The 13,768-nt window shown below is 65.0% G+C and carries 14 protein-coding genes; 7 read left to right on the forward strand and 7 right to left on the reverse strand.

All coding sequences use genetic code 11. The annotated features are described in order from the left end of the window. Positions 1–65 precede the first annotated feature (65 nt). Complete coding sequence (locus TL10_RS21570) at positions 66–767, forward strand: class I SAM-dependent methyltransferase (RefSeq protein ID WP_043987240.1); 702 nt, start codon at positions 66–68, stop codon at positions 765–767. Between the two features lie 30 nt (positions 768–797). On the opposite strand, the gene TL10_RS21575 is transcribed toward TL10_RS21570, so the two are convergent. Further along, positions 798–2,564 carry a GNAT family N-acetyltransferase gene (locus tag TL10_RS21575; protein ID WP_043987242.1) on the reverse strand — a complete coding sequence of 589 codons (1,767 nt, stop codon included), beginning with the start codon at positions 2,562–2,564 and terminating at the stop codon, positions 798–800. Positions 2,565–2,653: 89 nt separating this feature from the next. Here TL10_RS21575 and TL10_RS21580 point away from each other — a divergent pair, with 89 nt between their 5' ends. From TL10_RS21580 to TL10_RS21590, 3 genes are all read left to right on the forward strand, one after another. Further along, positions 2,654–3,433, forward strand: a complete 780-nt coding sequence (locus TL10_RS21580; RefSeq protein WP_043987243.1) for an alpha/beta fold hydrolase — start codon at positions 2,654–2,656, stop codon at positions 3,431–3,433. 95 nt (positions 3,434–3,528) lie between these two features. Then, positions 3,529–5,706: a glutamine synthetase III family protein gene (locus tag TL10_RS21585; RefSeq protein ID WP_043397845.1), complete on the forward strand. Its 2,178-nt coding sequence runs from the start codon at positions 3,529–3,531 to the stop codon at positions 5,704–5,706. Between the two features lie 112 nt (positions 5,707–5,818). Beyond that, positions 5,819–7,288, forward strand: a complete 1,470-nt coding sequence (locus TL10_RS21590) for an FAD-dependent oxidoreductase (protein WP_043987246.1) — start codon at positions 5,819–5,821, stop codon at positions 7,286–7,288. A gap of 24 nt (positions 7,289–7,312) precedes the next feature. Here the strand turns inward: TL10_RS21590 and TL10_RS21595 are convergent, their stop codons facing one another. Further along, on the reverse strand, positions 7,313–7,795 hold the full coding sequence (locus TL10_RS21595) for a DinB family protein (protein ID WP_043397840.1): 483 nt from the start codon (positions 7,793–7,795) through the stop codon (positions 7,313–7,315). Positions 7,796–7,961: 166 nt separating this feature from the next. Between TL10_RS21595 and TL10_RS21600 the strand changes: the two genes are divergently transcribed. Then, complete coding sequence (locus tag TL10_RS21600) at positions 7,962–8,318, forward strand: YciI family protein (protein ID WP_043397837.1); 357 nt, start codon at positions 7,962–7,964, stop codon at positions 8,316–8,318. A gap of 17 nt (positions 8,319–8,335) precedes the next feature. Next, complete coding sequence (locus TL10_RS21605) at positions 8,336–9,553, forward strand: RNA polymerase sigma factor (protein WP_082068037.1); 1,218 nt, start codon at positions 8,336–8,338, stop codon at positions 9,551–9,553. A gap of 14 nt (positions 9,554–9,567) precedes the next feature. Here the strand turns inward: TL10_RS21605 and TL10_RS21610 are convergent, their stop codons facing one another. Continuing rightward, complete coding sequence (locus TL10_RS21610; protein ID WP_043987249.1) at positions 9,568–10,233, reverse strand: alpha/beta fold hydrolase; 666 nt, start codon at positions 10,231–10,233, stop codon at positions 9,568–9,570. A gap of 11 nt (positions 10,234–10,244) precedes the next feature. Further along, the gene (locus TL10_RS21615) at positions 10,245–10,979 is read right to left on the reverse strand and encodes a cutinase family protein (RefSeq protein WP_043987251.1); all 735 of its coding nucleotides are present in this window, start codon (positions 10,977–10,979) and stop codon (positions 10,245–10,247) included. 176 nt (positions 10,980–11,155) lie between these two features. Here TL10_RS21615 and TL10_RS21620 point away from each other — a divergent pair, with 176 nt between their 5' ends. Next, complete coding sequence (locus TL10_RS21620) at positions 11,156–11,398, forward strand: hypothetical protein (RefSeq protein ID WP_043397825.1); 243 nt, start codon at positions 11,156–11,158, stop codon at positions 11,396–11,398. 17 nt (positions 11,399–11,415) lie between these two features. Here the strand turns inward: TL10_RS21620 and TL10_RS21625 are convergent, their stop codons facing one another. From TL10_RS21625 to TL10_RS21635, 3 genes are all read right to left on the reverse strand, one after another. After that, positions 11,416–11,877, reverse strand: a complete 462-nt coding sequence (locus tag TL10_RS21625; protein WP_043987252.1) for a QcrA and Rieske domain-containing protein — start codon at positions 11,875–11,877, stop codon at positions 11,416–11,418. Between the two features lie 6 nt (positions 11,878–11,883). Then, positions 11,884–12,201, reverse strand: a complete 318-nt coding sequence (locus TL10_RS21630; RefSeq protein WP_131630786.1) for a hypothetical protein — start codon at positions 12,199–12,201, stop codon at positions 11,884–11,886. 106 nt (positions 12,202–12,307) lie between these two features. Continuing rightward, a complete protein-coding gene (locus TL10_RS21635) occupies positions 12,308–13,717 on the reverse strand; it encodes a WS/DGAT/MGAT family O-acyltransferase (RefSeq protein ID WP_082068034.1) in 1,410 nt (469 codons plus the stop codon). Between the last annotated feature and the right edge of the window lie 51 nt (positions 13,718–13,768).

The following is a 13,768-nucleotide window of genomic DNA, read 5'->3' on the forward strand; positions in this document are numbered from 1 at the left end:
AAGGTGAGAAGGTCCACACCGAAAACCGGCTCTAGCTGCGGAAATACGGCGGTACCGTCGAATTCATGACGATCGACACGATGGACTGGGACGGCGCATATCGAGAGGACGGTTTCTTCGAGGGTCCGCCGCCGTGGAACATCGGCGAGCCCCAACCCGTGATCGCCGACCTGATCCGATCCGGCGCGTTCCGAAGCGACGTGCTCGATGCCGGCTGCGGGCACGGCGAAGTGTCCCTCGCGTTGGCCGGGGCCGGCTACACCGTCGTCGGTCTGGAGCTTTCCGATACCGCTGTCGCATGGGCCCAACGGTCGGCGGCCCAACGCGGCCTGCTCAACGTGACCTTCGCCCAGGCCGACATCACCGCTTTCACCGGGTACGACGACCGCTTCTCCAGCGTCGTGGACTGCACCCTGTTCCACGCGCTACCGGTAGACAAGCGTGACGCTTACTTGGAATCCGTGCACCGCGCCGCTGCGCCGGGCGCCGATTACTACATTCTGGTCTTCGCCAAGGGTGCCTATCCAGCAGACATGGCGTCCAAGCCCAATGAGGTCGATGCCTACGAACTACACGCCGAGGTCGGACGCTACTTCGACATCGACTTCATCCGCCCGGCACCGATCCTGGCCAAAGTCCAATCCCTGCCCGGACTTCCAGATCTGGCACTGCCCTTCGAACGAGACGCACTCGGGCGTCTGCAATTCCCCGGATACCTCCTGCACGCCCACAAAGCGCTGTCCGCCACGACCCGAGACGAAACGTAGCGAGCCACTTCGAACGCCGCCCGGCGATGCTCAGATGGTGCGTTTCAGGCCGACGTGAGCGGCGTGGTACCCAAGCCGGTCATAGAACGCACGAGCCTGTTCGCGCGCTTCGTCCGTGGTCACCTGCGCCAACCGAGCACCGTGCGCCCGGCCGTATTCGTGTGCCCACTGCACCAGGGCTGTACCCAAACCCTGTCGACGCTCGGCAGCGGTAACGCGCAATCCTTCTATCTGCAGTCGGGTCGAACCACCACGGGACAGCCCGGGAATCACGGTCAACTGGACGGTCGCGACGATCACGTCAGAACCGTTACGGACCACCCCGAGATAGTTGGAATGGTCACGGACTAGGACGTCATACGCCGCCTCGTAGTCTTCCAGGTCCGCGGTTTCGCGATCCTGACCGAATTGGTCGTCGGATAGCAGCGCGACGATCGACGCGACATCGTCACGGCCCGCCCGTTCCACCCGGAAACTGCGGTCCCCCACGTGCAGCAGTCCCCGAACCGACGTTCGTGCCTGCGCCTGCAGACGCGTCACCAACAGGTCGAGCCAGGCCCCGACATTCGTTCGGGCTTCACGGGTGTCGGGGTAGCGACACCGCAGATGCAGGCCTGACTCGTCCAGGATGAACCAGAGCATGACTCCGTCGGTCTGGATGGCGGCGCTCACGTACTGAGCATCCAGCCCGACGTCGTCGATGCGGACCGGAAGCCGCCGCAGGTCCAGCCAGGAGATCGCGAACATGCCGGGCGACATCGGCATGCCGCCCCACGGGGACAGCACGTCCGCCAGTGGCCAGGACCCGAGCTGCACTGCCTCTTTGACGGCGTTGGCCGCGGCGAGTGGTTCGGCGACGGTCGACTCCAGTACCGAGTTGGTGATGAACCAACCCACCGAGTCGTGCCAATTGGTATCGAAGCGACTGTGCACCGGGAAAACGGCGCGCAGCGGCGCGTCCGCCAGCTCCCGGGTCACGGATGTCATCGCAGCCACGGCCAGCGCCAGCGTCGACACACCGTCGTTGCGGGCCTGCACGGCGAACGCCGCACCAGCATCGACATCGAACACATCCCGGACCTCGACGCGCTCTGGACCCAGCTCGGGCTCGCCCAACGGCAGCGGAAATCGCGGCATCACCCCTCCGCTGTCGGCGATGATGCGTGCCCAGGTCTCCCGGACGTGGTCTGGCGCCGCGGGACGGTCGAGCAGCGCCTGGGTGTGCTCAACAAATGCGGGTGCCTGCGGAAGCGACACAGTACGTCCGATTCGCGCGTCGGTGAGCAGTGCCAGCAGATCCCGAGCAATCACCAGCATCGACCACATGTCGACGTGGCTGTGGTCGGCGGCAATCACGACGGTCAACCCAGCCGCGGTTTCCAACAGGCACAACCGGTGTGAGGGCCGCTGATACGGCGAGCAGGCCGCATCCAGAACACCTTGCAGCGCATCGTTCACCGCCTGGCCGGCAGCTATCTCGTGCTCGACCCATCCGCCGGGACTGACATCGATCTCATGTAGTTCCGGATCGCCGTTCGGACCCGCCGAGAATGCGGTCCGCAACGTGCCATGGCGGGCTACCACCGCCAGCCACGCGTCGGCCAGCGATTCCCGGCTCACCCGCGCCGGCAAGCGAATGGACAACGCCATCCACGAACCGGGCCGGGCCCCGGCCGATACGTGAATCCGCTGGTCGAAGGACACCGGAAGGCGCCGACCCAGTGCGGACACCGTGATGTCATAGCCCCAGAGGCGCCCGAACGGTAGTCGCAAGTGCGAGACGTTCGTGAGCCGCATGGCGGTACCCTAGCGCCCCGGTTAGCCTGAATGCTCAGTCGGCGGGTCGACTCCGCAGCGAGCCGATCGGTTACGGAAAGAGTTGCCTGATGCCTACTTTCGCAGTTCCCGGAGCCGAGCTTGCGGTCGAACTGAGCGACGAAGGTGGTCACCCCGTCGTCCAGTTACACGGACTCACCTCCAGCCGGGCACGCGATCGGGTGCTCAATCTCGACCTCGGCCGGGGGCTCAGCGGGACGCGGTTGCTGCGCTATGACGCACGCGGACACGGCAAGTCGACGGGTCAGAAGGTACCCGAGGACTACCGATGGGAACAGCTCGCCGATGACTTGCTGCAGCTGCTCGACCGGTGGTTTCCCGGTGAACCAGTGCACGGAGTCGGGCCGTCGATGGGCACCGGCACGCTGTTGCATGCGGCTTCCCGCGAGCCTGAACGGTTCGCGGGTCTGACGCTGATGGTGCCGGCCACTGCGTGGGAGACGCGGCGTGCACAGGCCGCGAACTACGAGGTGGCGGCCACGTTCATCGAGACCGAGGGGGTCGGGGCATTCATTGCCGCTGCCCGTGGTGCGCCGCGGCCGCCGGCCACTGTGGGAGCGCCCGAAACAGTTCCCGACGTCGCAGACGCCCTGCTGCCGTCACTGCTTCGGGGTGCCGCGCTGAGCGACCTGCCGGCTCCCGAAGCCATCGCGCGAATCGATGTGCCGACAACCATCCTGGCCTGGATCGACGATCCGGCCCATCCGATCTCGACCGCGGAATCCCTTGCCGCCCTGATGCCGAGGTCGACACTGACGCTGGCTTACACGCCGGAGGATGTCGAGACCTGGCCCAAGATTCTGAGCCAGGATGTCGGCCGCCGAAGTTGACCTCGACTGAACGCCGCCTTTGACATCGACGTAACACTGCTGCCATGAGGCGTCCCTAGTGTGAAGCGGTCATTCACGTAGGGAGAGGAATTCCATTGAGCGGAAATGCCACCCGCTTGCGAGCGATCGCCGGCGTCCAGGCCTATGCGCCCCCGGCGTATACCTTCGACCCTGCTGAAGCGCCCGGTGAGATCTTTGGCACGAACGTATTCACCAAGGCCGAGATGCAGGCACGCCTGCCCAAGGCGATCTACAAATCGGTGGTGGCCACCATCGAGAAGGGCGCCAAGCTCGATCCGGCGGTCGCCGATGCCGTCGCGGCCGCGATGAAGGACTGGGCGCTGGAGAAGGGCGCGACGCACTACGCGCATGTGTTCTATCCGATGACGGGCCTGACGGCTGAAAAGCACGACAGCTTCCTCGAACCGGTCTCTGACGGACAGGCGCTGGCCGAATTCGCCGGCAAGACACTGGTGCAGGGTGAGCCCGATGCATCGAGCTTTCCGTCCGGCGGCCTGCGGTCCACATTCGAGGCTCGCGGATACACCGGCTGGGACGTAACCAGCCCGGCGTACATTCTGGAGAACCCGAACGGCAACACCCTGTGCATCCCAACGGTGTTCGTGTCGATGACCGGTGAGGCGCTGGATTACAAGACCCCGCTGCTGCGCAGCCAGCAGGCCATGGGCATCCACGCAGAGCGCATCTTGACGCTGTTCGGCCACAAAGACCTGGAGAAGGTCGTCTCGTTCTGCGGTCCCGAGCAGGAGTACTTCCTGATCGACCGGCACTTCTTTCTCGCCCGGCCCGACCTGATCAACTCCGGTCGCACCCTCTTCGGAGCCAAACCGCCCAAGGGCCAGGAGTTCGACGACCACTATTTCGGCGCGATCCCCGACCGAGTGCTGGGTTTCATGATGGACACCGAGCGAGAGCTGTTCAAGCTCGGCATCCCCGCCAAGACGCGCCACAATGAGGTCGCCCCCGGACAGTTCGAGGTGGCCCCGATGTTCGAGCGGGCCAACATCGCGTCCGATCACCAGCAGTTGCTGATGACCGTGTTCAAGACCATCGCCAAGAAGCACGGCATGGAATGCCTGTTCCATGAGAAGCCATTCGCCGGAGTGAACGGCTCGGGCAAGCACGTCAACTTCTCGGTCGGCAACGCCCAGTTGGGGTCGTTGTTGGTACCGGGCGACACGCCGCACGAGAACGCTCAGTTCCTGGTGTTCTGCGCGGCCGTCATCCGTGCCGTGCACAAATTCGCTGGGCTGCTTCGGGTTTCGGTCGCGTCGGCGACAAATGATCACCGTTTGGGTGCCAATGAGGCGCCGCCCGCGATCATCTCGATCTTCCTGGGCGATCAGCTCGCCGACGTCTTCGAGCAGATCGCCAAGGGTGCTGCGACATCGTCAAAAGGCAAGGGCAGCATGATCATCGGTGTCGACACCCTGCCGGTGTTGCCGACCGATCCCGGCGACCGCAACCGAACCAGCCCGTTCGCGTTCACCGGCAACCGATTTGAGTTCAGGGCGCCGGGCTCGGGGCAGACTGTGGCGGTCCCGATGATCGTCCTCAACACCATCATGGCCGACTCGCTGGACTACTGCGCGACCGTCCTGGAGCAGGCGATCGCCGACGGTGAGGAGTTCGACACCGCGGTGCAAAAGCTGCTGACGGACATCGTCACCGAGCACGGTGCGGTGGTCTTCAACGGCGACGGTTACTCGGAGAACTGGCAAGCCGAGGCAGCCGCCCGCGGGCTACCGAATCTGAAGACCACGCTGGACGCCATCCCGGAACTGATCAAGCCCGAGGCAATCGCGGTCTTCGAGAAGTACGGCGTTTTCAACGAGCGGGAGTTGCACAGTCGGTACGAGGTACGTCTGGAGCAGTATGCGCTGACGATCCGCGTCGAGGCCAAACTGGCGCTCGAGATCGGTTCCACCACCATTCTGCCGGCCGCCCTGCGCTACCAAACCGAACTCGCGCAGAACGTCGCGGCGTTGACGGCGGCTGGTATGACACCGAGTTTGACGCTGCTGCAGTCGATCTCGGAGCCGATCAGTGCACTCAGCGACGCCTTGGCAACGTTGACGACGGCGCTGGCAGATCATTCGGCAGCGTCGGCCTATGACGAGGCCAAGCACGCCCAGGTGGCGCTGTTGCCCGCGATGGACGCAATCCGTATCGCGGCCGACGCGCTGGAGAGCGTCGTGGCCGACGACCTGTGGCCGTTGCCGACGTATCAGGAGATGCTCTACGTCCTCTAACTGACGTCCGACCGACCCGGTTTGCAGAACACCAGCAAACCTTTGGCCACCAAGCGCATACTCGACGCGAGATCGTTTCGGCGGCCACAGGGAAGCGGTGGTGAATCTTGCCATGACTGGTTCACAGCACGCCGATCAATGCGAAGTCTGCATTCTCGGCGCCGGTATCGCCGGCCTCAACGCGCTTGTCGTTGCTGCCCAGTACCTGGGCAGCAACGACAAGGTGGTGCTCGTCGATCGGCGGCCACGCGTCGGTGGGATGTGGGTCGACACGTACGACTATGTGCGACTGCACCAGCCGTATCAACTGTTCACCGCAGGCAACATCAAATGGACGCTGGGCAAGGAACGCGGTTACCTGGCAAGCAAGCCGGAAATCCTCGACCACTTGCAGCACTGCCTGAACGTCGTGTCCCGACAGGTCGACGTCGACGAGCGCTTCGGTTGGTCCTATGTGTCGCACGAGGAGACCGACCGCGGAGTTCAGGTGACTCTGCAGGACCCGGCCGGACAAACGCGATTGGTCGAGGCCAAGCGATTGATCAAGGCGTTCGGCTTCCAGGTCGACCCGAACCCGCCGCTGCCGGTCTCCAGCAAACGAGTCCGGTCGACCACACCCAACGACCTCGGCCAGGTCGTCGAATCCGATGCGCCGGTCTGGATTATCGGCGGAGGCAAAACCGGCCTCGACACCGCGCACCTGCTCATCACCCGGTGCCCCGGACGCGAGGTGAACATGGTGGTCGGCCGCGGGTCGATCGCGCTACGACGTGATGTCCTGCTACCAGCAGGATTCCGTGGGCGCTGGTTTGGTGGCATGCCGTTCACCACCCTCGGCGCTCAACTCGCAAAGCGATACGACGGCACGAACGAAGACGAGTTGCTCCGCTGGTACTACTCGGCGCTCGGCACCGGCCCGACAGGCGAAAAATGCGACTTCGCCTATGGCTTTGGCGGCGTGACGTCCGACGCGGAGATGGCAGTCATCACGGGCGGCCTGCGCCGAGCCGACAACGAGCGTTTCACTGACGCGGTCGACCGCAACGGTTCACCAGAGCTCGTGTTCCGCAGCGGACGAACCGAGAAAGTGCCCGAAGGCACCTGGTTGGTCAACTGCACGGGATTGTTGCTGCGTAGTTCGCACCCGTATGAGCCCTTTGTGTCCCCGTCAGGCCGCACACTGTCGATACAACAGCGGTCGACAGCCATCCCCCTCACGCTCCAAGCCGCCTACTTCCTGAGCCACCTGATGTTCACCGGCGGACTGCACACCCTGCCGTTGTATGAGCTCGATGCCGAAGGTCTGCGCGACAAATTGGGACGGTCGCCGCTACCCGCAGGATTCCCCCTGACGCTCTACAACCTGAGTCTCGCATTCGACCATCTGCCGGCCAAAGTGTTCGCGGGTTTCGGCTCGGACCTGCTGCTCTGGTATCCGCTGCCCCGACGGCTGGCCGCCATGCTGCGATTTCAGCGCACCCACCGTCGGGACCGGGAACACCATCGGGCCACGCTGGACACGATCCGCGAGCGGTACGACGTCCGCTGCGGGCCGCTGGAGCATCTCGCCGGCCGGGCGTGAATCGCGCTGCGCGCCTCTGTCGATTCAGACGCCCGTCACACCGTCGATACGTTCGCGGAGGACGTCGGCATGTCCGCAGTGGCGGGCGTACTCCGCGATCATGTGCGTGTAGATCCAACGCAGGCTGACCTCGCTGTCCATGAACGGGCTGACCTCATCGAGCCGACGAGCCGCGCAGTTGGCACGCGCATGGGCAATCTCGTCCTGCCAGATCCGAAATGCGATCTGATACGACGACTCCGCCGACAGCTCGAAGCCGCCGTCGTGGCCCGCAGGGTGATCCGTAGGCCCGAAAATCGGTGGTGCCTGCTCGCCGGCGAGCACCCGGCGAAACCAGTTCCGCTCCACTTCCGCGGCGTGCCGCATCAGCCCCAGCAGCGTCAGCTCGGACGGCGGCGCTGACGCGCTGCGCAACTGGTCGTCGTCGAGACCCTCGCATTTCAGTGCCAACGTCGCACGGTAGAAGTCCAGCCAACCTTCGAGTGTGGTGCGCTCGTCGGCGCTCATGGGCGGTACTGGCCGCTGCACGGAAGTCACGCTTCTCGATGGTGCCAGCTCACCCCGACATCCTGCTGATCGCGAGCGACAATCCCCGGTCTGTCGAAATCCGGGGTCGCCATTCGTGTAGAAGGTGAAAGGTGGCATCAGGCCGCCCCCTGCTCAAGGAGTACAGGTGACTTACTACTTGCTTGCGATGCATCAGCCGGTCGGCGATCCACCTCCGCCGGACGTGCTGGGACCGATCATGGATGCGCTCGACGCGGTCGAGGACGACATGCGGTCAGCCGGGGTGTGGGTGTTCTCCGGCGGTCTGCACGGTCCGGAGGCGTCAACCGTCGTGCGAGTTCATGATGGCGCAACAGTGACGACCGACGGACCGTACGTCGAAGGCAAAGAGCACCTCGGCGGGTTCACCATCATCGACGTGCCGGACCTGGACGCCGCCCTCAGCTGGGCACACAAACAGGCAGAAGCCGTGCGACTCCTGCCCATCGAGGTACGCCCGTTCCGGGGCGATCTGAGGGGCTGATCGCGACCGTGCCCCAGCTGCCGCCCACCGAGATCGCCGATGTGTTCCGGCGCGAGTACGGACGGGCAGTGGCAGTCCTGGTCCGTCGCTTCGGTGATATCGACCTCGCCGAAGAGGCGGTCCAGGACGCCTTCACCAAGGCGCTGGACCGCTGGCCGCACACAGGGACCCCGCCGAGCCCTGCCGGCTGGATCATCACGACCGCGTCGAACTCGATCATCGACCGGTTCCGGCGAGAGTCGGTTCGCGATGAACGGCACGCCCAAGCGGTACTGCTCTATCCGGAGCCCGACGACGAAGTGATCGAAGGGGGTCCCGTGCACGACGACCGCCTGCGCTTGATTTTCATCTGCTGCCACCCGGCGCTGTCCATCGAAGCCCGGATCGCCCTGACCTTACGGTTGCTCGGGGGCCTGTCCACGGGCGAGATCGCTCGCGCGTTCCTGATCTCGGAATCGACTGTCGCCCAACGGCTCGTCCGCGCCAAGCGCAAGATCCGGGACGCGCACATCCCCTATCGCGTGCCACACGATGCCGACCTGCCCGAGCGCGTGCACGGCGTGCTCGCCGTGGTGTACCTGATCTTCAATGAGGGGCATACCGCAAGCTCCGGCGCGGATCTCGTGCGCGCCGATCTCACCGACGAAGCACTACGTCTCGGCCGGCTGCTGGCGGAGTTGATGCCGGACGAACCCGAGGTCCTGGGGCTGCTCGCCCTGATGCTGCTGACCGACGCGCGGCGCGCAGCACGCACAGATGCAGAAGGGAATCTGGTCCTGCTGGCCGACCAGGACCGCAGCCGGTGGGACCGCGGTCTCATCGCCGAGGGGCAGACGCTGGTCCGCACGTGCTTACGGCGAAATCGACCGGGGCCCTATCAAATCCAGGCGGCCATCAACGCCGTACACAGTGACGCGTCGGTCGCATCCGCCACCGACTGGCGTCAAATCCTCGCGCTGTACGACCAACTGATGGCCATCGCCCCGACTCCCGTCGTCGCGCTCAATCGTGCGGTGGCAGTGGCCGAGGTGCAGCACCCGCGGAGGGCCTTGGATCTGGTGGACGAGCTCGAGCTGCCGGACTATCACGTCTACTACGCGGTCCGTGCGTCGCTGCTGTCTCGCCTCGGTCGAACAGCCGAAGCGGCCGAGGCCTATGACCGGGCCGCCGCGCTGGCGGCGAACCCCATCGAAGAGGCGTACCTGCGCGGCGCTCGTGATGCCGTGGACGGTTGAGCGGATCTCGGCCGTCATCGCGGCGTCGTGAGCATGTCGACGAGCTCGACCGGATGCGACAGCATCGCCATGTGACCGCCGGGCATGACCTCGGGCTCTATCCCGAGGCGGTCGGCGACCACACCCCGCATGAATCGCTCGGGAAAGAACCGGTCGTCGCGGAACAGGATGAAACGCGTCGGCACATTCGGAAGGGCTTCTGCCGGCCATGGTTTCAGCGACGGGGTGTCCGATTGTGCGCGTTCGATCTCCGCGTCGATCACAGCGCGGTCGACTCCGTTGTAATACAAGGCGACGGGATCGTCGACTTCATACCCTCCGGCGGCCGCCGCTTCACGTTGTGCGTCAACGCATCCCGTGGCACTCCACCAATCGCCGGGGCACTCGCCCGGACGGGGAATCATCGCCGAAACATAGATCAGTTCCGCCGCATCGACCAGCGGACAGGCAAGCGGTGCCGTGAAGCCCCCGAACGAATGCGCGACGACGACAGTCCGCTCGCCATCGTGGTGATGCTGAGCCGCGACCGCACGGGCATAGGTGTTCAAGTCAGCCGCATCATCGTCGCAGGGCAGGTCAATCGCAATCCCACGATGCCCGCGAATCGACAACTCGCGCACGACAAATCGCCAGTACACGGGATCGCATCCGCCACCCGGTACGAGCAGGAACGTCGTCATGGGCGCTGTCGTCACAGCCTTCCGACGACGAAAGTCGCGGCCTGATCAGCCATCCCGTTCGATCCGTACGTGATGTGGGCGAACGACGGCCCGCCGGCCGGTGCCCCGTTGCAGATGGTGTCGTCAGGCACGCACAGTTCGATCGTCTTGGCCACGTACGCGGGCCCGATGGCAATCGGTGGCGCGCCGATGTCCGCCATGAACTCCGTCGACGGCTTTCCGAAGAGGACAAGTGCCGCAACGTGGTTCGCGACCGAGGGCGGCATCGGCTTGGGCGCGTACCAGGCGTACTCCGCCAGATCCGCCGGGATCTCTGTTGGTACCGCGTTCGCGGTCGTGAATCCCGCCACGACCGCGCCCTGGGAGTACCCGCCGAGCACGATACGGGTGTTCGGACAGTTCGCGGCGGTGGCCTGGACGTGGTTGGCGGAATCTTTTACTCCGTCGACCACGCTCTGCACGAAGTCCAGGCGGTTCCCGAAATCGCTGCTGGCGGCGTAGTTGACCGGATACACCGCGACCGACTTGTTCCCCACCTGCGCCTGCAGGGCATCGACGAACGCCCGTCCGGCCATGCCGACGCCCGGCGGTTCGCTGGTGCCGCGGGCGAACACCACCTCGACATCGGGACACGGCTCAGCGAACGCCGGCTGTGCCGGTGCGCTCACAAAAGCGGAAGCGACGACCGTGGCGGCCCCGGCGAGGCGGGGTAACCGCGTGACTCGGAACAGCTTGATGACATCCATATCAGCTCCAGCGTCTTGCGCCAGCGAACTGCTACCGGCCTTTTCCATGCTGACACACAGCGGGTGGCGGCGATACCCGTCGGCCGCAGGAATCTGCCAAGAATCCGCCAAGGTCGGCACCCCACCATTGCTGTCAACGGTCGACGCAGGCCGAACCAGCGAAAGGGAGAGACGCCATGATCACCACCAACATCAAGAAGGCCGCGGGTACGGCGCTCCTGTCGGGCGGTCTGACCCTGATCGGCTTCGGACTGGCATCGGGCACGGCTCAGGCCTTCAACCCGCAGCCCGAACCTCCGACCAAGCCCAGTGTCTCGGTCCAGACACACATCACCTCACCGACCTCTATCGGTGGCGTCAACTCCACATCACCCAAGGTGGCGACCGGCGGTGTCCGCGGCTGCGACGGTTCGGTGTAGCGCAGGACCAGTGGAGGTCAGGCGACGGTCAGCGTGTCCCCGGCTAGTGTCACCGTCTTCGGGGCCAGTGGCTGATCCGCCGGACCCTGGACGACCGAGCCGTCGACGGCACTGAATTTGCTTCCGTGACAAGGACAGTCGATGGTGCCGTCGGCGACCTTCGACACCGTGCACTGCTTGTGCGTGCAGATCGCGGTGAACGCCTTGAATTCACCCGCCTTCGGCTGAGTGACAACGACTTTGGCCTCCTTGAGGACCGCGCCGCCGCCGACCGGCACGTCAGCCGCCTTCACCGAGTTCGATGCCGCCGCAGTGGTTTCACCACCCGAGGACGGGCCGGCCGAGGTACCTGACTCTTTACCACCGCAGGCCGCAAGCACCACCCCCGCGCCGACGGCGCCGGCGCCGAGGAGAACTCCACGACGGCTCGCCACGGCGGGACGTCGGTGAAGTCCGTCAGAGTTCTCGATCTCGGCCATGAGCCGCTACCGGTGGCCGCCGCCTCCGGCGTTGTATCCGGGCGACGCCACTTCGCCTTCAGTGAGCTCGAAGGGCGGCGTGAACAAGCTGGGATCGTCGAGCGACGATTCCGGCGCACTGAAGGGGCCTTGTGCCGCTTCCGGCGCCGCGGGGCCATCCGCTGGGGGCACGCAGGTGCCTTCGGACGCGACCAAGCCGTCCGAGCATGTGAGCTCGTCGGCATGCGCGATCGGCATGCTGATCAAGCCAGCCACCGCCGACGCGACGCCAAAGGTTGCCGCCCCCACTGACATGCGAGCCAAAAGCGACGTTGTTGCGCTCATTGCACACCCACTTTCCGGTGCTAGCTGGTCCGGTGAAAGTAGCACCATAGCGCCCGCGGTGATGGGTCGTTTCAGCACTTGAGTCAATTGCGTTTACATACTGTTTTCACGCCAGGCCATAGGCGCTCTCCAAGGTGGCCAATGCCTCACCGGTCTTGATGGCGAGCTTCTGCATGTGCGGCATGGAGTCGCGGCAGCCGGTGAAGCCGAAATTCAAAGTGCCCGAGTAGCTTTGGCACGTGATGTTCAGGCCGACACCGTGGACGGGAATCGACACCGGGAACGTGGACACCAGCTCATTGCCTCGGAAGTACAGCGGGTAGTCCGGGCCGGGCACATTCGACAGGATGACGTTGTAGGACGCCGGGGCCACCTTCGGTGCGCCCACCGTGGCCGCACCTGTCTGCACGAGGAACGGTGCCATCAGTGCGGCGGTGTACGCGAGGATCGCGTTGCTGGTCATGCCCGACAACTGATCTTTGGCGGCCTGGGTGGACGCGCTGATCGCTTCGATGCGCTCGCGGGCGTCGGCGATGTCGGTACCGAGCGTCGCGAGGATGGCGCCAACGGCATTACCGCCGCCGGGATCGTCTTTCGGCCGAATGTTGACCGGCAGCATGGCAATCAGCGACTTCTCGGGCAGGGCGTCGAGTCCCAGGAGGTAGTCACGAAGTCCGCCGCCGCAGATGGCGAGCGCCACGTCATTGAGTGTTGCGCCGGCGGCGGCGGCAACGGCGCGCAAGCGCGCGATGTCGTACTGCTGCGTGGCGAACCGGCGGCTTCGACCGATCCGACCGTTGAAGATGGTGTGCGGCGCCTGGCCGGGCCCGACGAGCGGATTGCTCTTGCTGACCGCGGTCACTGCCAGCTTGGCAAACGCGGCAGGCAGATCGATGATGGTCGACAACTCCGAGGTGACGGACCGCAGTAGCCCGCCGAGGTCGGGGATGAGGCCGCTGTCCTTCTCGTCTTTCTTCTGTTCCCGCTTGGGCACCGGGTTCCGGAAGAACAACGGGGTGTCGGCATCGGCCGGGTCGGTCGACATCGCCCGGATGAGCGTCTTCATCGCGGTGTAGCCGTCGACGAGCGAGTGGTGCATCTTCACGTACAACGCGACGTTGCCGTCGTCCAGGCCCTCGATGATGTGCAGTTCCCATGGCGGCCGGGTCAGGTCCAACTGGCGGGCATGCAAGCGGGAGATCAGGATTCCCAACTCGCGCTGATCGCCCGGACGTGGCAACGCAGAGCGCCGGACGTGATACATGACGTCGAACTTGGTGTCCTCGACCCACCGCTGCAGCGGATTGAGCAGGAACCACGGCGTCTGCAGCTTCATGTTCCACGGGGGTTCGATCTCGTTCGACCCGTAGATTTCGTCGCGCAGCTGATCCAGAATGTCGCCCGCGTCGCCCGATGTCGGGCGGAACTGCATCAGTCCCGCGACATGCATCATCGTCTCGGGCGATTCGGCCGCCAGGAACATCGAATCGAGCGGGGACAGTCGTTTGCCGGTCACTCCGGTGAACTTACTGACCGCATGCGACTTCGACCGCGAAACGGGTGAACA

This window comes from Mycolicibacterium llatzerense (assembly GCF_000878195.1).
GTDB classification, from domain to species: Bacteria; Actinomycetota; Actinomycetes; order Mycobacteriales; family Mycobacteriaceae; genus Mycobacterium; species Mycobacterium llatzerense.

What these genes read in the sequence shown, in the direction of transcription:
- TL10_RS21570 (WP_043987240.1), top strand. Translation starts at nt 66, where the DNA reads ATGACGATCGACACGATGGACTGGGACGGCGCATATCGAGAGGACGGT.
- TL10_RS21575 (WP_043987242.1), bottom strand. Translation starts at nt 2,564, where the DNA reads ATGCGGCTCACGAACGTCTCGCACTTGCGACTACCGTTCGGGCGCCTC.
- TL10_RS21580 (WP_043987243.1), top strand. Translation starts at nt 2,654, where the DNA reads ATGCCTACTTTCGCAGTTCCCGGAGCCGAGCTTGCGGTCGAACTGAGC.
- TL10_RS21590 (WP_043987246.1), top strand. Translation starts at nt 5,819, where the DNA reads ATGACTGGTTCACAGCACGCCGATCAATGCGAAGTCTGCATTCTCGGC.
- TL10_RS21595 (WP_043397840.1), bottom strand. Translation starts at nt 7,795, where the DNA reads ATGAGCGCCGACGAGCGCACCACACTCGAAGGTTGGCTGGACTTCTAC.
- TL10_RS21610 (WP_043987249.1), bottom strand. Translation starts at nt 10,233, where the DNA reads ATGACGACGTTCCTGCTCGTACCGGGTGGCGGATGCGATCCCGTGTAC.
- TL10_RS21615 (WP_043987251.1), bottom strand. Translation starts at nt 10,979, where the DNA reads ATGGATGTCATCAAGCTGTTCCGAGTCACGCGGTTACCCCGCCTCGCC.
- TL10_RS21620 (WP_043397825.1), top strand. Translation starts at nt 11,156, where the DNA reads ATGATCACCACCAACATCAAGAAGGCCGCGGGTACGGCGCTCCTGTCG.
- TL10_RS21625 (WP_043987252.1), bottom strand. Translation starts at nt 11,877, where the DNA reads ATGGCCGAGATCGAGAACTCTGACGGACTTCACCGACGTCCCGCCGTG.
- TL10_RS21630 (WP_131630786.1), bottom strand. Translation starts at nt 12,201, where the DNA reads ATGAGCGCAACAACGTCGCTTTTGGCTCGCATGTCAGTGGGGGCGGCA.